We start from the raw sequence: 14,820 nt of genomic DNA on the forward strand, positions 1-14,820 counted from the left end.
CCGAACCTGCACTTCCCTCGATGAGTTCACCCCGGGAAGTGCGGGTTCGCCTGCATACCTTGATGAACCATCGGCACAGGATGCGCAGCTACGGGGCCGTCGTGAAGTCGATGAGCTCCTCGACCCGGCCGAGGAGGGCCGGCTCGAGGTCGGCGTAGGAGCTCACCCGGCCGAGGATGTGCTTCCAGGCGCGGGCGATGTCGGCCTGGTCGCGGTGCGGCCAGCCGAGCTGCTGGCAGGTGCCGGTCTTCCAGTCGATGCCGCGGGGGACGCTGGGCCACGCCGGGATCCCGAGCCGGTCGGGCTTGACCGCCTGCCAGATGTCGATGAACGGGTGCCCGACCACCAGGACGTGCTTGCCGATGGGGGAGCGGGCGATGCCTTCGGCGATCCGCGCCTCCTTCGAGCCGGGCACGAGGTGGTCGACCAGTACGCCGACGCGGCGCTGCGGGCCGGGCCGGAAGTCGCGCAGGTGCTCGGCGAGGTCGTCGACGCCGCCGAGGTACTCCACCACCACGCCCTCGATGCGCAGGTCGTCGCCCCAGACCTTCTCGACCAGCTCCGCGTCGTGGCGGCCCTCGACGAAGATGCGGCTCGCTCGGGCGACGCGGGCCGGTGCGTGGGGCACCGCCACCGAGCCCGACGCCGTACGCGTGGGGGCGGCGGGCGCGCCGGCGCGGACGGGTCGGGTGAGGATCACCGGCTTGCCCTCGAGCAGGAAGCCGGGGCCGAGCGGGAAGGTGCGTCGCTTGCCGCGGCGGTCCTCCAGCGTGAGGGTGTCGATGTCGCGGTCGACGGCGACGACCTCGCCGCACCAGTCGGTGGTGACCTCCTCGACGACCATGCCGAGCGCGGTCGGCACCTCGGTGGCGCGACCGTTGCGAGGCGCGCGCCAGTCACCGGAGAGGACGTCGGTTCCGTAGCGATCCTGAGGCACCGGACCACGGTAGGGGCCCGACGCCCCGAGGTGGGGGTGGCACGCCGAGCGGTCGTCAGCCACCACCCGCGACACCGCACCTGACGGGGCTCAGCCCCCGGCGATGCCGGCGCCCTGGGCGCCGTCGCCACTGTTGGCGTCGTCGCCGGTCTCCCCGCCGTCCCCGCTGTCGCTGTTGCCCAGGTCCTCCTGGGTGGCGTCCATCTCGAGCTCGTCGCGGCTCTTGGTGGCCTCGTCGTCGGGGTCGAGCGGCTCGGCCAGCGGGTTGTCCTCGCCCGGCTGGAGGTCGTCGGGGAGCTGGTCGTCGGAGATGCCGCCGAGGGTGGCCTCGTCGGGCGACGCGGTGCCGCCGGAGTGGTCGGAGTCGGCCGGGCTGGTGCGGCTGCCCGCCTTCGGCGTGTCGGTCGACTCGGTGTTGTCGGTCTGGGACTCGCTGTTCTCGCTCATGCACCAGTCCTACTGGCCCGGCGCCGCCGAGACCAGCCCCCGCGGGGTGGGGGCTCAGATGAGGGGCAGTCGCTTCTGGCTGCGGGGCAGGTGCTCGTAGCCCAGCCGGACCGCGCTCACCAGCCGCTCCGGGTCCCTCGGCCACTCCCCGGCGGCGAGGGCCTCGGACTGCGGCACGCCGCGGCCGGCGAGGTCGCGGATGGTCTCGGCGATCACGCCGAGCTCGAGTCGCTGGTCCTGCACGAACGCCTTGTCCACCACCGCGCCGTGCCCGGGCACGACGACGGTCGCATCGGTCATCAGGCCCAGGACCAGGTCGAGCGTGAGCGGCCACTCCAGCGGCCAGGAGTCGTCGCCGATGAACGGCGGGTCGGACTCCTCGACCAGGTCGCCGCCCAGCAGCACGTCGGCATCGGGCACGCGGACGACGAGGTCGCCGGCGGTGTGCCCGCGCCCGGGGTGGATCAGCTCGACCGCCCGGTCGCCGAGGTCGAGCTGGACGGCGGAGGAGAAGGTGCGGGTGGGCAGCCGGAGCGTGGTCGCCAGCACCTCGTCGCGTCGCGGGTCGTCGGCGTCCTGCTCGAACTTCTCGAAGGTGCGGGCCGCCGACTCCTCCATGTGCTCGACCGCCCAGTCGGTGGCGTGGATGGGCAGGTCGCCGAACTGCTCGACCATGGTCGCGTTGCCGAAGTGGTGGTCCCAGTGCTCGTGGGTGTTGACCAGCGCGGTGAGCGGTCCGGCGCCGAGCCGGCGTACGTCGTCGGCGACCGCGCGCGCCTGCGCGGCGGATCCGTGGGTGTCGACCATCAGCAGGCCGTCGGAGCCGCCGACGAGGGTGATGTTGACGTGCATCCAGTCGTAGTGCGCGACCCACACGCGCGGGGCGACCTCGGTGAACCGCGGGGTGTCGTCGGGCATGGGCGCGAGCCTACGGAGTGCGAGTAGTCTTGGCACTCAGGGCGAACGAGTGCCAGAAACCGGATCCGATGCGAGAGGAGAGCAGATGGTCGACGACCGCAAGCTCGACGTGCTCCGCGCGATCGTGGAGGACTACGTCGCCACCGAGGAGCCGGTCGGGTCCAAGGCGCTGGTCGAGCGCCACGGACTGGGCGTCTCACCGGCCACGGTGCGCAACGACATGGCCGCGCTGGAGGAGGAGGGCTACATCCACCAGCCCCACACCAGCGCCGGGCGGGTGCCCACCGACAAGGGCTACCGGCTCTTCGTCGACAGGCTCGCCACGCTCAAGCCGATGAGCGCGGCCGAGCGGCGCGCGATCGCCACCCTCCTCGACGGGGCGGTCGACCTCGACGACGTGGTGCAGCGCTCGGTGCGGCTGCTCAGCCAGCTGACCCGGCAGGTCGCCATCGTCCAGTACCCCACCCTCTCCCGCTCGACCGTGCGCCACATCGAGCTGGTGTCGCTGACCCCGACCCGGGTGATGGTGATCCTCATCCTGAGCACCGGCCGGGTCGAGCAGCGCCTCGTCGAGCTCGACGAGCCCACGGTGGACAGCGACCTCGCCGAGCTCCGCGTGGCGGTCAACCAGGCCAGCTCCGGCGTGCAGATCGCCGCGGCCGCCGCCGCGCTCGCCGACCTCCCGGACGGACTGCGCCCCGAGCAGGCCGACTCGGCCCGGGCGATCGTGGGCGTGCTCACCGAGGCGATGTCCGACCACCGCAGCGACGAGCGGGTCGCCGTGGGCGGCACCGCCAACCTCGCCCGCTACGGCGACTTCGACACCGCCGTCCGTCCGCTCCTCGAGGCGCTCGAGGAGCACGTCGTGCTGCTCAAGCTGCTCGGGGAGTCGGGCGTCGACGCGCTGACGGTGCGCATCGGCCACGAGGGCCCCTACTCCGAGCTCGCGGCCACGAGCGTCGTGGCCACCGGCTACGGCCCGCAGGAGCTGCACCTCGGCTCCCTCGGCGTGGTCGGCCCCACCCGCATGGACTACCCCGGATCCATGGCAGCCGTGCGCGCGGTCGCGCGCTACGTCTCGCGGATCCTCGATGAAGGAAACCAGTGACCCAGGATCCCTACGACATCCTCGGCGTCTCGCGCGACGCGAGCGCCGACGACATCAAGAAGGCCTACCGCAAGCTCGCGCGGCAGCTCCACCCCGACGTCAACCCCGACCCGGCCACGCAGGAGCGCTTCAAGGACGTCTCGCGCGCCTACGAGGTGCTGAGCGACCCCGGCAAGCGTGCCGCGTACGACCGCGGCGGCGACGCGTTCAGCCAGGGGTTCGGCGCCGGGCAGGGCTTCAGCTTCACCGACATCATGGACGCGTTCTTCGGCGGCGGTGCCGCAGGCGGCGCGCAGACCCGCGGCCCGCGCTCGCGCGCCCGGCGCGGCCAGGACGCGCTGATCCGGCTCGACGTCGAGCTCGCCGAGGCCGCCTTCGGCGTGACCCGCGACCTCAAGGTCGACACCGCGCTGCGGTGCGAGGCCTGCCACGGCGAGGGCACCGCGCCCGGCACCAAGCCGGTCACCTGCGAGACCTGCCACGGTCAGGGCGAGGTCGCGGTCGTGCAGCGCTCGTTCCTCGGCGAGATCCGCACCCTGCGCCCTTGCGCGGCCTGCCGCGGCTACGGCTCGATCATCCCCGACCCGTGCCGTGAGTGCTCCGGCGACGGCCGGATCCGCTCCCGGCGCACGCTGACGGTCAAGATCCCGGCCGGGGTCGACCACGGCACGCGCGTGCAGCTCACCGGTCAGGGCGAGGTCGGTCCCGGCGGTGGCCCCGCGGGCGACCTCTACGTCGAGATCCACGTCGAGCCGCACCCGACCTTCACCCGTCACGGCAACGACCTGCACACCACGATCTCGCTGCCCATGACCGCGGCCGCCCTCGGCACGCACCTCACGCTGCCGCTGCTCGAGGCCGACCTGCCCGCGTCGTCCGAGGAGTCCTCGGAGACCGTGACGACCTACGACGTCGACATCCGTCCCGGCACGCAGTCGGGCAGCGAGCAGGTGATCCGCGGCTTCGGCGTGCCCAGCCTGCGCGGCGGTCGCGGCGACCTCGTCGTCAGCATCGCCGTGGAGACCCCCGCCCGTCTCGATCCCCGCCAGGAGGAGCTGCTGCGCGAGCTGGCCGCCATCCGCGGCGAGGAGCAGCCCGACGGCAAGAACGAGGCGCCGCACAAGTCGATGTTCGGCCGGCTCCGCGACGCCTTCCAGGGCTGAGCCGGGGTGTCGCTCCCGGTCCATCTCGTCGAGTCGCTGGACGGAGCAGCGCCCGGCACGCTCGTCGAGGTGAGCGGCGACGAGGCGCACCACGCGGTCGCCGTACGCCGGCTCCGCGAGGGTGAGCGGGTCGTCCTCACCGACGGCCGGGGCACCTGCGCCACGGGGTCGGTTGCGTCGACGGGCAAGCGGGTCTTCGCCGTCACTGTCGAGGACGTCTCCCACGATGAGCGCCCCGAGCCGGCCATCACCGTCGTCCAGGCGCTGCCCAAGGGCGAGCGCGGCGAGCTCGCCGTCGAGGTGCTCACCGAGGTCGGCGTCGACCGCATCGTCCCGTGGGCCGCGTCGCGCTCGGTGGCGGTGTGGAAGGGCGAGCGGGCGACGAAGTCGCACGCGAAGTGGCAGGCCACCGCCCGCGAGGCAGCCAAGCAGTCGCGCCGGTCGTGGCTGCCCACGGTCGCCCCGCTGTCGACCACGGCCGACCTGGCGGCCCTGGTCACCGAGGCCGACCTCGCACTGGTGCTGCACGAGGACGCCACCTTGCCCCTGGGTGCGCTGGAGGTCCCCGAAGCAGGCCGGATCGTGCTCGTCGTCGGACCGGAGGGCGGCATCAGCCCCGACGAGCTCGCGGTGCTGGCCGACGCCGGCGCCCACGTCGTACGCCTCGGGGCCGAGGTGCTGCGCACGTCCACCGCCGGGGTCGTCGCCGTGGCCGCGGTGCTCGCCCGCACCAACCGCTGGGCCTGACGGCGCGTCCGACAGGACGAACCCGCCGGGCGGGCGTACGACAGCGCCTCCCGGCGTACGACCTCGGCGACTTCCTCCTGTCCGACACGCGCGGGACGCATCGGCCGGCCGCGCGGGACGCCGCCCGGGTGACGGCTACGTGACCGTGATCGTCTTGGTGTCGACGGCCGGGCCGGGGCCCTCGGTGCCACCCGTGGGGTCGTCGGTCTCGCACTGGACCACGACCTCACCGGAGACGTCGCCGAGCGGCAGGTCCACCTCGAACGGGAAGAGCCGCTTGTCCATCCAGGCCTCTGCCCGGTAGCCCTCGAGCGCGATCTCCGTGCCGCCCTGCAGGAGCCGGCACGGCCCACTGGCCTCGAAGGAGTTGGCGACCCCGGTCACGGTCAGGGTGTCGCCGGTGACCGTGTCGCCCTCGGCGGGCGAGGTGATGCTGACCAGGTTGAGGGTGCGCAGGGCGTTGGCCGCGGTGAGCTCGCGGTCGGTGCGGAGGCCGAAGAGCAGCGGCTCGGCGTCCGGGCGGCGGACGACCACGGGCACCCGTTCCTGCTGCACGCCCTGCAGCGTGTAGACCAGCTGCTGGAGCGCGAGGCGGGCGTCGCGCCGCGACATCCCGTCCGGGCGGTCGGTGAACCCGTCGGCGGGCACCTCCACGAGCAGCACACCGTCGGTCGCCCGCACCGAGGAGATCTCCACCCCCGGCCAGAGCGTGCGGTAGTCGGGGTCGGCGGGCTGGCCGCCGCCCGCGACCAGCCGGGCCGCCTCGGTGAGCGGGTCGCCCTGCACCCGGTGGAACTCGCGGAACAGCACGGTGCGCCCGCCCGGTCCGTCGCCGGCGAAGTAGACCGGGACGGCCGTGCCGGCAGCGGAGGGCGCAGACGGCGACCCGGACGACCCGGACGGTGACCCCGACGAGGTGGGGGACCCGGTCGGCGACCCCGGGGAGGACGGCTGCGCGTCGTCGGTCGCGGTGGGCTGGCTCGCCTCTCCGGAGACCGGGGCGGGGTCGGCGCTGCACGCGGCCAGCGACAGGGTGCTCGCCACGACGACGGCGGCCGCGCCGACCCAGCGTCGTACGGGTCCGGGGGAGGTCATGGCGCTCACGGTAGTGGGGCCGACGGCCCGGACGACGGGTCACACGCCGCCCACGGGCACGCCCGGGCAGACCCTAGGCTGGGGCGATGAGCACCACGTCCGACGACTGCGTCTTCTGCCGGATCGTCGCCGGGGAGATCCCCGCCGAGGTCCTCGCCCGCAACGACCACGCCATCGCCATCCGGGACCTCCACCCGCAGGCGCCCTTCCACGTGCTGGTGGTCCCGGTGGAGCACCACGAGAACGCCGCCGCCTCCGCGGCCGCCGACCCCGCCGTCATCGGTCGGCTGGTGTCCCTCGCCGACGAGGTGGCGCGGGCGTCGGGCAACGACGACTACCGCCTGGTCGCCAACACCGGTGCGGGCGCCGGCCAGACGGTCTTCCACACCCACCTCCACGTGCTCGGCGGCACCTCGCGGCTGTCCGAGTCCCTCGTCTGACCCCCGCGTCGCCCCCTCGCGCGGGCGCCGTCGCGGGGCGGGGCGACAACGAGGTGGGCCGGACGCCTCCCGGTCGGTAGCATGGGAGGGCTCCGCCATCGACCCGGAAGGCCGCCCGCACGGGCATCCATGACTGCGACGAACCAACCCGGCACCCCACAGGACCGACCCACCCACACCGTGGTCGTCCCCAACAGCATCGACATGGTCTCCGTCCTGGGGCCCGGTGACGAGCACCTCCGGCTGATCGAGCGGGCCTTCGAGGCCACCGTGCACGTGCGCGGCAACAGGATCACGCTTGCCGGGGAGTCCGCCGAGGTGGCGACGGCCGAGCGGCTCCTCGACGAGATCGTCACGCTGGTGCGCACCGGCCAGGGCGTCACCGGCGAGACGGTCGAGCGGATCATCCAGATGCTCCGCACGGAGACGCAGGAGCGGCCGGCCGACGTGCTGAGCCTCAACATCCTGTCCAACCGCGGACGCACGATCCGGCCCAAGACGCTCAACCAGAAGCGCTACGTCGAGGCGATCGACAAGAGCACCGTCACGTTCGGCATCGGCCCCGCCGGCACCGGCAAGACCTACCTCGCGATGGCCAAGGCCGTGCAGGCCCTGCAGGCCAAGGAGGTCAACCGGATCATCCTGAGCCGGCCGGCCGTCGAGGCGGGGGAGCGGCTCGGGTTCCTGCCCGGCACGCTCAGCGAGAAGATCGACCCCTACCTGCGCCCGCTCTACGACGCGCTGCACGACATGGTCGACCCCGAGACGATCCCCAAGCTGCTGGCCGCCGGCACCATCGAGGTCGCCCCGCTGGCGTTCCTGCGCGGCCGCTCGCTCAACGACTCGTTCATCATCCTCGACGAGGCGCAGAACACCACGCCCGAGCAGATGAAGATGTTCCTCACCCGGCTCGGCTTCGGCTCGCGCATCGTCGTCACCGGCGACACCAGCCAGGTCGACCTGCCCTCGGGCACGCAGTCGGGCCTGCGCGTCGTGGAGGGCATCCTCGACGGCGTCGACGACATCTCGTTCTGCCGCCTCACCGGCACCGACGTCGTGCGCCACCGCCTGGTGGGACGCATCGTGGAGGCCTACGAGGTCTTCGACGCCGAGCGCGAGGCGACCCGCCCCGGTCCGAGGACCGGCGCGCCGAAGTCGCGCCCGCAGGCGGGCCCGAAGTCCGGCGGCGCGACGTCCGGCCCGCGGAGCCAGCGATGAGCATCGAGGTCCTCAACGAGTCCGGCCAGGAGGTCGACGTGCGCCGCCTCTCGCAGCTGGCGCGCTTCGTGATGGACCAGATGCGCGTGCACCCGCAGGCCGAGCTGTGCATCAAGGCCGTCGACGAGGACACCATCGCCGAGCTCAACGGCCAGTGGATGGAGAAGGAGGGGCCGACCGACGTGCTCGCCTTCCCGATGGACGAGCTGCGCCCCGGCAAGGTCAACGAGGAGCCCGAGGAGGGCGTGCTCGGCGACCTGGTGCTGGCGCCGGCGGTCGCCGGGCGGCAGGGCGAGGAGGCCGGTCACGGCCGCGAGGCGGAGATCGACCTGCTGACGGTGCACGGCATCCTGCACCTCCTCGGCTACGACCACGCCGAGCCCGAGGAGCACGCGGTGATGTTCGGTCTCCAGGGCGAGCTGCTCGACAAGTGGCGTTCCACCGCCGATCCCGCCTGACATGACCGCTGACATCTGGCAGCTCGGCTCGGCCGCCCTGCTCGTCGTCCTCGCGGGCCTGTTCTCCGCGGCGGACGCGGCGCTGGGGGCGTTCTCCCGGGCGCGTGCCGAGGAGCTGAAGGCCGAGGGGCGACCCGGCGCGGTGCGCCTGGTCAAGCTCCTCGACGACCCCGCGCGCTACCTCAACACGGCGCTGCTGATGCGCCTGCTGTGCGAGATCAGCGCCATCGTCCTGGTGGCCACGTGGGCGCGCGACGCCTACCAGGGCTCGCCCGTCCCGACGTTCCTCACCACCATCGGCGTGATGCTGGTCGTCTCGTTCGTCGTCATCGGCGTCGCGCCGCGCACCGTGGGTCGCCAGCACGACGTACGCGTGGCGCTCGCCTCGGCGGGCCCGCTCTCCCTCGTCACGACGATCCTCGGCCCGATCCCGGCGCTGCTGATCCTGCTCGGCAACGCGATCACGCCCGGCAAGGGATTCAGCGAGGGCCCGTTCTCGACCGAGACCGAGCTGCGCGAGCTCGTCGACCTCGCCGAGGCCGGCGCGATCATCGAGTCCGGCGAGCGGCGGATGATCCACTCGGTCTTCGAGCTCGGCGACACGATCACCCGCGAGGTGATGGTGCCGCGCCCCGACGTGGTCTACATCGAGCGCCACAAGAACATCCGCCAGACGCTCTCGCTGTTCCTGCGCAGCGGCTACTCCCGCATCCCGGTGATCGGCGACAACCTCGACGACATCGTGGGGATGGCCTACCTCAAGGACCTGGTCCGCCGCGACTTCGAGGCGCCCGACGTGGAGTTCACCCAGCGCGTCGACGAGGTGATGCGCCCGGTGCACTACGTCCCCGACTCCAAGCCGGTCGACGACCTGCTGCGCGAGCTGCAGGCCCGGCGCCAGCACATCGCCGTCGTGGTCGACGAGTACGGCGGCACGGCCGGGCTGATCACCATCGAGGACGTCCTGGAGGAGATCGTCGGGGAGATCACCGACGAGTACGACGACGACGAGGTGGAGGTCGAGCACGTCGAGGGCGGCGCCATCCGCGTCTCCTCGCGCTACCCGGTCGACGACCTCGACGAGCTGGTCGGCTTCGCGGTCGAGGACGACGACGTCGACAGTGTCGGCGGCCTGATGGCCAAGCACCTCGGCAAGGTGCCGATCCCCGGGTCCGTGGTGGAGTGCCACGGCCTGCGGCTGGAGGCCGAGCGCGCCACCGGACGTCGCAACAAGATCGAGACCGTCCTGGTCACGGTGCTCGCCGACGAGGAGCAGGGGGCCGAGGACGACCACCCGGTCACCTCGGCGGGACGCTCGGGCGCTCACTAGGGTGCTGCCATGAGCAACGACCAGCCCGCCGGCTCCCCGGACGCGCTGAGCGCCGAGGACGCCAAGCTGGTGACCCTCGCGCGGGCGACCCGGGCGAGGGCACGCTCCGACGAGGGAGCCGCGGTGCGCGACCTCGACGGCCGCACCTACGCCGCGGCGAGCGTGCGGCTCGAGCACCTCTCCCTCTCCGCGCTGGAGGTGTGCGTGGCGATGGCGCTCTCGTCGGGGGCGAGCGGCCTCGAGGCGGCGGTGGTGCTCCTCGACGGCGACCCCGGCCTCGACGCGGTCCGCGACCTCGCCGGCCCGGGCGTGCCCGTCCACGTGGGGAACGCCCGCGGAGACCTCGCCCGCACCCTCGCCACCTGAGGGCCCCTGCCGATCGGCCCGTGAGCCTCGCGGACGTCGCCTCGTCTCGCTAGTTTGGGCGCGTGCGCACCCCCGTCGGATGGGCCGAGCACGCCGCTGGGACGGCGAGGCTCGTCGCCTCGTACGCCGCGGTGCCGCCCGGCGCCCCGGTCCGCCTGGCCAAGCGCACGAGCAACCTCTTCCGCGGCCGTTCCGACGCCGGCCCGGGTCTCGACGTCTCCGGGCTCACCGGCGTCATCGAGGTCGACGGCGACGTCGCCGAGGTGCAGGGCATGTGCACCTACGAGCACCTCGTCGAGGTGACGCTGGCGCGCGGCCGCATCCCGCTCGTGGTCCCGCAGCTGCGCACCATCACGCTCGGCGGCGCGGTCACCGGGCTCGGGATCGAGGCGACGAGCTTCCGCAGCGGCCTGCCCCACGAGTCGGTCCTCGAGATGGACGTGCTCACCGGGGCCGGCGAGATCGTGACGACCAAGCCCGGCGACGAGCTGTTCGACGCGTTCCCCAACTCCTACGGCTCACTGGGCTACGCCACCCGGCTGCGCATCGAGCTCGAGCCGGTCCCGTCGTACGTCGCGCTGCGCCATGTGCGCTTCGACGGCCCCGCCGCGCTCGCCGACGGGGTCGGGCAGGTCGTCCGCGACCGGGCGTGGCAGGGCGAGCGGGTCGACGCCCTCGACGGGGTCGCGTTCGCGCCCGACGAGCTCTACCTCACCCTCGCCCGGTGGACCGACGCCCCCGGCCCGACCAGCGACTACACGGGCCGGCAGGTCTTCTACCGCTCCCTGCAGCAGCGCACCACGGACCGGCTCACCGTCCACGACTACCTCTGGCGCTGGGACACCGACTGGTTCTGGTGCTCGCGGGCGTTCGGGGCCCAGCACCCGGTGGTGCGCCGGGTGTGGCCGCGCCGGCTGCGCCGCTCCGACGTCTACTGGAAGCTCGTCGCGCTCGACCGCCGCCTCGGCGTCGCCGACCGGCTCGACCGGCGTGCGGGCCGGCCTCAGGGCGAGCGCGTCGTGCAGGACGTCGAGGTGCCGGTCGAGCGGCTCGCGGAGTTCCTCGACTGGTTCGACCGCGAGGTCGGGATGCGGCCGGTGTGGCTGTGCCCCCTGCGGCTGCGCCGTTCGGGGGAGGCCGACGGCGAGCGCCCGTGGCCGGGCTACCCGCTGAGCGCCGGCACGACCTACGTCAACGTGGGCTTCTGGGGGATCGTCAACGTCGGGCCGGAGGCCCCCTCGTCGCCCCGCAACCGCGCCATCGAGGCGAAGGTCTCCGAGCTCGGCGGCCACAAGAGCCTCTACTCCGAGGCCTTCTACCCGCCCGACGAGTTCGACCGCCTCTACGGCGGCGCGCAGCTGGCCCGCGTCAAGGCCGTGCACGACCCCGACGACCGGCTGACCTGCCTCTACGACAAGGTGGTGCGACGACGATGACCAGCTCCGACCTCGGCTCGGGCGCGCGTGGACGGATGTCCATCGGCGACGCCATGGACCGGCTCGTGCGGGGAGGGCTGCCGCTGCTCTTCACGGCCTACGACGGCAGCAGCGCCGGCCCGCCCGACGCCGGCGTGGGGATGCACCTGCGCAGCGAGCGCGGGCTCGCCTACGTGATGACGGCGCCGGGCGACCTCGGCCTGGCCCGCGCCTACGTCAGCGGCGACCTCGACCTCTCGGGCGTCCACCCCGGCGACCCCTACGACGCACTGGCGCTGCTCAAGGACCACACGCGGTTCCGGGTGCCGACGCCGTCCGAGGCGCTGCACATCGCCCGCGACCTCGGACTCGCCCACCTCCGACCGCCGGCCCCGCCGCCGCAGGAGCACCTGCCGCGGTGGCGGCGCGCGGTGGAGGGGCTGCGGCACTCGATGACCCGCGACGCCGAGGTCATCGCGCACCACTACGACGTGTCCAACCGCTTCTACGAGATGGTGCTGGGGCCCTCGATGGCCTACACGTGCGGCCTCTACGAGACACCCGACGCGACGCTCGAGGAGGCGCAGGCGGCGAAGTTCGAGCTGGTCTGCCGCAAGCTCGACCTCCGTCCCGGCCAGCGCCTGCTCGACGTGGGCTGCGGCTGGGGGACGATGGTCCGCCACGCGGCCCGCGAGCACGGCGTACGCGCGCTGGGGGTGACGCTGTCGCTCGAGCAGGCCCAGTGGGCCAAGGAGGCCATCGACCGCGAGGGGCTGGGCGACCTGGCCGAGGTGCGCCACCTCGACTACCGCGACGTGGCGGAGACCGGGTTCGACGCGGTCAGCTCGATCGGGCTCACCGAGCACATCGGCGTGCGCAACTACCCGAGCTACTTCCGCCACCTGCGCGACCGGCTCCGACCCGGCGGGCGGCTGCTCAACCACTGCATCACCCGGCGCCACAACACCCGCCGGGAGACCGGGCGGTTCATCGACCGCTACGTGTTCCCCGACGGTGAGCTCATCGCCTCGGGCACGATCATCGCGGCCGCCCAGGACCAGGACCTGGAGGTGCAGCACAGCGAGAACCTGCGCCCGCACTACGCCGCCACGCTCCGCGACTGGAACCGCAACCTCGTCGAGCACTGGGACGAGTGCGTGGCCGAGGTCGGGGAGGGCACGGCCCGGGTGTGGGGCCTCTACATCGCCGGTTCGCGGCTCGGCTTCGAGCGCGACGAGGTCGAGCTGCACCAGGTCCTCGCCACTCGCAACCACGACGACGGCCGCTCCGACTTCCCGATGCGTCCGCACTGGTGAGCCACCGATAGCCTCCTCTGGTGAGCACCCGCGCAGCGCAGTTCCAGGCGACCGTGCGCCGCCGGGAGTCGCTGTCGGACCACCTCGTGCGCCTCGTGCTCGACGGGCTCGACGGGTTCGTCTCGACGGGCGTCCCCGACGAGTGGGTCGGCCTCGTGGTGCCCGGGCAGTTCCAGAGCCGCTACTACACCGTGCGGTCCTTCACTGACGGCGAGCTGACCCTCGACGTCGTCGTCCACGACGTCGGCCTGGTCACCGAGTGGGCGATGCGCGACTGCGTCGGCGACACGGTCACGGTCACGGAGCCCAAGGCGTCGTTCGCCCCGCCTCCCGGTGCCGGGTGGCTGCTGCTCGTCGGCGACCTGACCGCGATGCCCGCGATGGCCCGCATCACCGAGTCCCACCCGGAGCTGCCGACCCGCGTCCTCGCGGAGGTGCCCGACGACCTCGCCGGCTACCTGCCCGCCGACGTCGACGTCACCTGGCTCACCCCGCCCGCCCCCGGTCAGAGCGCGCTGGCGGAGGTCGTGGAAGGCATCGACTGGCCAGAGGGCGAGGGCTACTTCTGGATGGCGGGCGAGTCGGCACAGATGCGCGCGATCCGCAAGCACCTGATGCGCGAGGTCGCGCTGCCGACCAGCCACTACGACGTGATGGGCTACTGGCGCGCCACGGCCGGGCGCCAGCCGCGCGCCGTCGACCCCGGCCCGATCTGGCGCGCAGGCACGGCAGCAGGAAAGACTGATGAGCAGATCTGGGCCGACTACGACGCCGCCAGGGAGACGACCGATGGCTGACCACGACGAGCCGCACGACGAGCCGAACGACGAGCCGCACGACCAGCCGGACGAGGACGACGACGAGCTGGACGACGAGCTGGACGACGACTTCGACCTCTCCGGGGTCGCCCCGGCCGGCGCGTTCTACGAGGCGCCCGAGGGCTACCGCAGCGGGTTCGCCAGCTTCGTCGGGCGCCCCAACGCGGGGAAGTCGACGCTGACCAACGCGCTGGTGGGCCAGAAGATCGTCATCACGTCCTCCAAGCCGCAGACCACCCGCAACGTCGTGCGCGGCATCGTGCACCGCGACGACGCCCAGCTGATCCTCGTCGACACCCCCGGCCTGCACCGCCCGCGCACCCTGCTGGGCGAGCGGCTCAACGACCTCGTCCGCACGACCTGGGCCGAGGTCGACGTGGTCGCGGTGTGCTTCCCGGCCAACGAGAAGATCGGGCCCGGTGACCGGTTCCTCGTCACCGAGCTGGCCAAGGTGCGCCGCACCGTGCGCATCGCGGTCGCCACCAAGACCGACCTGGTGACGCCCGAGCAGCTCGCCCACCACCTGATGGACATCGCCGCGCTCGGTGAGGAGACGAAGACCGAGTGGGCCGAGATCGTCCCGGTGTCGGCGGTCGCCGGCGACCAGGTCGACCTGCTCGCCGACCTGCTCGTCAAGCTGCTGCCGGAGGGTCCGCCGCTCTATCCCGACGGCGACCTCACCGACGCTCCCGAGGAGGCGTTGGCCGCCGACCTGATCCGCGAGGCGGCGCTCGAGGGCGTGCGCGACGAGCTGCCGCACTCCATCGCCGTCGTGGTGGAGGAGATGGGCCTGCGCGAGGGGCGCCCCGACGACAAGCCGCTGCTCGACATCGTCGCCAACCTCTACGTCGAGCGCGACTCCCAGAAGGGCATCATGATCGGCCACAAGGGCTCGCGCCTGCGTGCCGTCGGGACGGCCGCTCGTCAGCAGATCGAGGCGCTGCTGGGCACCCCGGTCTACCTCGACCTGCAGGTCAAGATCGCCAAGGACTGGCAGCGCGACCCGCGCCAGCTGCGCAAGCTGGGCTTCTGACCGGCTCGCCC

16 protein-coding genes are annotated in these 14,820 nt (G+C 73.0%); 12 read left to right on the forward strand and 4 right to left on the reverse strand.

Annotated elements, in window-relative coordinates:
* Window positions 1–88: 88 nt before the first annotated feature.
* The 3 genes from AC54T2_RS11500 to AC54T2_RS11510 all read right to left on the reverse strand — a co-directional run bounded on the left by AC54T2_RS11500 (window position 89) and on the right by AC54T2_RS11510 (window position 2,302).
* On the reverse strand, window positions 89–937 hold the full coding sequence (locus tag AC54T2_RS11500) for a DUF3097 family protein (RefSeq protein ID WP_489976676.1): 849 nt from the start codon (window positions 935–937) through the stop codon (window positions 89–91).
* A 90-nt stretch (window positions 938–1,027) separates the two neighbouring features.
* Window positions 1,028–1,384 carry a hypothetical protein gene (locus tag AC54T2_RS11505; protein WP_186341724.1) on the reverse strand — a complete coding sequence of 119 codons (357 nt, stop codon included), beginning with the start codon at window positions 1,382–1,384 and terminating at the stop codon, window positions 1,028–1,030.
* Window positions 1,385–1,438: 54 nt separating this feature from the next.
* Window positions 1,439–2,302: an MBL fold metallo-hydrolase gene (locus AC54T2_RS11510; protein ID WP_496666220.1), complete on the reverse strand. Its 864-nt coding sequence runs from the start codon at window positions 2,300–2,302 to the stop codon at window positions 1,439–1,441.
* Between the two features lie 85 nt (window positions 2,303–2,387).
* On the opposite strand from AC54T2_RS11510, the gene hrcA reads away from it, so the two are divergent.
* The 3 genes from hrcA to AC54T2_RS11525 are packed head-to-tail and all read left to right on the forward strand — an operon-like array spanning window position 2,388 to window position 5,320.
* Entirely contained in the window at window positions 2,388–3,410 is a 1,023-nt protein-coding gene (gene hrcA / locus AC54T2_RS11515; protein ID WP_186341726.1) for a heat-inducible transcriptional repressor HrcA, read from the forward strand.
* Window positions 3,407–4,573 carry a molecular chaperone DnaJ gene (gene dnaJ, locus AC54T2_RS11520; RefSeq protein ID WP_496666221.1) on the forward strand — a complete coding sequence of 389 codons (1,167 nt, stop codon included), beginning with the start codon at window positions 3,407–3,409 and terminating at the stop codon, window positions 4,571–4,573. The genes hrcA and dnaJ overlap by 4 nt, the downstream gene beginning before the upstream one ends.
* 6 nt (window positions 4,574–4,579) lie before the next feature.
* On the forward strand, window positions 4,580–5,320 hold the full coding sequence (locus tag AC54T2_RS11525) for a 16S rRNA (uracil(1498)-N(3))-methyltransferase (RefSeq protein WP_496666222.1): 741 nt from the start codon (window positions 4,580–4,582) through the stop codon (window positions 5,318–5,320).
* Between the two features lie 135 nt (window positions 5,321–5,455).
* On the opposite strand, the gene AC54T2_RS11530 is transcribed toward AC54T2_RS11525, so the two are convergent.
* A complete protein-coding gene (locus AC54T2_RS11530) occupies window positions 5,456–6,415 on the reverse strand; it encodes a Gmad2 immunoglobulin-like domain-containing protein (RefSeq protein WP_496666223.1) in 960 nt (319 codons plus the stop codon).
* Window positions 6,416–6,501: 86 nt separating this feature from the next.
* Between AC54T2_RS11530 and AC54T2_RS11535 the strand changes: the two genes are divergently transcribed.
* The 9 genes from AC54T2_RS11535 (at window position 6,502) to era (ending at window position 14,809) form a co-directional block, all read left to right on the forward strand.
* The gene (locus AC54T2_RS11535) at window positions 6,502–6,855 is read left to right on the forward strand and encodes an HIT domain-containing protein (RefSeq protein ID WP_186341730.1); all 354 of its coding nucleotides are present in this window, start codon (window positions 6,502–6,504) and stop codon (window positions 6,853–6,855) included.
* 129 nt (window positions 6,856–6,984) lie between these two features.
* Window positions 6,985–8,073: a PhoH family protein gene (locus AC54T2_RS11540; RefSeq protein ID WP_496666224.1), complete on the forward strand. Its 1,089-nt coding sequence runs from the start codon at window positions 6,985–6,987 to the stop codon at window positions 8,071–8,073.
* A complete protein-coding gene (gene ybeY, locus AC54T2_RS11545; protein ID WP_186341732.1) occupies window positions 8,070–8,531 on the forward strand; it encodes an rRNA maturation RNase YbeY in 462 nt (153 codons plus the stop codon). Before AC54T2_RS11540 ends, ybeY begins: the two co-directional genes overlap by 4 nt.
* Before the next feature lies 1 nt (window position 8,532).
* Window positions 8,533–9,861 carry a CNNM domain-containing protein gene (locus AC54T2_RS11550; RefSeq protein WP_489976683.1) on the forward strand — a complete coding sequence of 443 codons (1,329 nt, stop codon included), beginning with the start codon at window positions 8,533–8,535 and terminating at the stop codon, window positions 9,859–9,861.
* 9 nt (window positions 9,862–9,870) lie between these two features.
* A complete protein-coding gene (locus tag AC54T2_RS11555; protein WP_496666225.1) occupies window positions 9,871–10,227 on the forward strand; it encodes a cytidine deaminase-like protein in 357 nt (118 codons plus the stop codon).
* Window positions 10,228–10,289: 62 nt separating this feature from the next.
* On the forward strand, window positions 10,290–11,663 hold the full coding sequence (locus tag AC54T2_RS11560; protein ID WP_496666226.1) for an FAD-binding oxidoreductase: 1,374 nt from the start codon (window positions 10,290–10,292) through the stop codon (window positions 11,661–11,663).
* Entirely contained in the window at window positions 11,660–12,958 is a 1,299-nt protein-coding gene (locus tag AC54T2_RS11565) for a class I SAM-dependent methyltransferase (RefSeq protein ID WP_496666227.1), read from the forward strand. The genes AC54T2_RS11560 and AC54T2_RS11565 overlap by 4 nt, the downstream gene beginning before the upstream one ends.
* 20 nt (window positions 12,959–12,978) lie before the next feature.
* Complete coding sequence (locus tag AC54T2_RS11570; RefSeq protein WP_186341737.1) at window positions 12,979–13,755, forward strand: siderophore-interacting protein; 777 nt, start codon at window positions 12,979–12,981, stop codon at window positions 13,753–13,755.
* Complete coding sequence (gene era, locus AC54T2_RS11575; RefSeq protein WP_496666228.1) at window positions 13,748–14,809, forward strand: GTPase Era; 1,062 nt, start codon at window positions 13,748–13,750, stop codon at window positions 14,807–14,809. The genes AC54T2_RS11570 and era overlap by 8 nt, the downstream gene beginning before the upstream one ends.
* The last annotated feature ends 11 nt before the right edge of the window (window positions 14,810–14,820 follow it).

The sequence above is a fragment of the Nocardioides sp. Z35_8 genome, from assembly GCF_059621125.1.

Coding starts and splice junctions, on each gene's coding strand:
- AC54T2_RS11505 (WP_186341724.1), bottom strand. CDS start 1,384: ATGAGCGAGAACAGCGAGTCCCAGACCGACAACACCGAGTCGACCGAC.
- AC54T2_RS11510 (WP_496666220.1), bottom strand. CDS start 2,302: ATGCCCGACGACACCCCGCGGTTCACCGAGGTCGCCCCGCGCGTGTGG.
- hrcA (WP_186341726.1), top strand. CDS start 2,388: ATGGTCGACGACCGCAAGCTCGACGTGCTCCGCGCGATCGTGGAGGAC.
- AC54T2_RS11530 (WP_496666223.1), bottom strand. CDS start 6,415: ATGACCTCCCCCGGACCCGTACGACGCTGGGTCGGCGCGGCCGCCGTC.
- AC54T2_RS11535 (WP_186341730.1), top strand. CDS start 6,502: ATGAGCACCACGTCCGACGACTGCGTCTTCTGCCGGATCGTCGCCGGG.
- AC54T2_RS11540 (WP_496666224.1), top strand. CDS start 6,985: ATGACTGCGACGAACCAACCCGGCACCCCACAGGACCGACCCACCCAC.
- ybeY (WP_186341732.1), top strand. CDS start 8,070: ATGAGCATCGAGGTCCTCAACGAGTCCGGCCAGGAGGTCGACGTGCGC.
- AC54T2_RS11550 (WP_489976683.1), top strand. CDS start 8,533: ATGACCGCTGACATCTGGCAGCTCGGCTCGGCCGCCCTGCTCGTCGTC.
- AC54T2_RS11555 (WP_496666225.1), top strand. CDS start 9,871: ATGAGCAACGACCAGCCCGCCGGCTCCCCGGACGCGCTGAGCGCCGAG.
- AC54T2_RS11565 (WP_496666227.1), top strand. CDS start 11,660: ATGACCAGCTCCGACCTCGGCTCGGGCGCGCGTGGACGGATGTCCATC.
- era (WP_496666228.1), top strand. CDS start 13,748: ATGGCTGACCACGACGAGCCGCACGACGAGCCGAACGACGAGCCGCAC.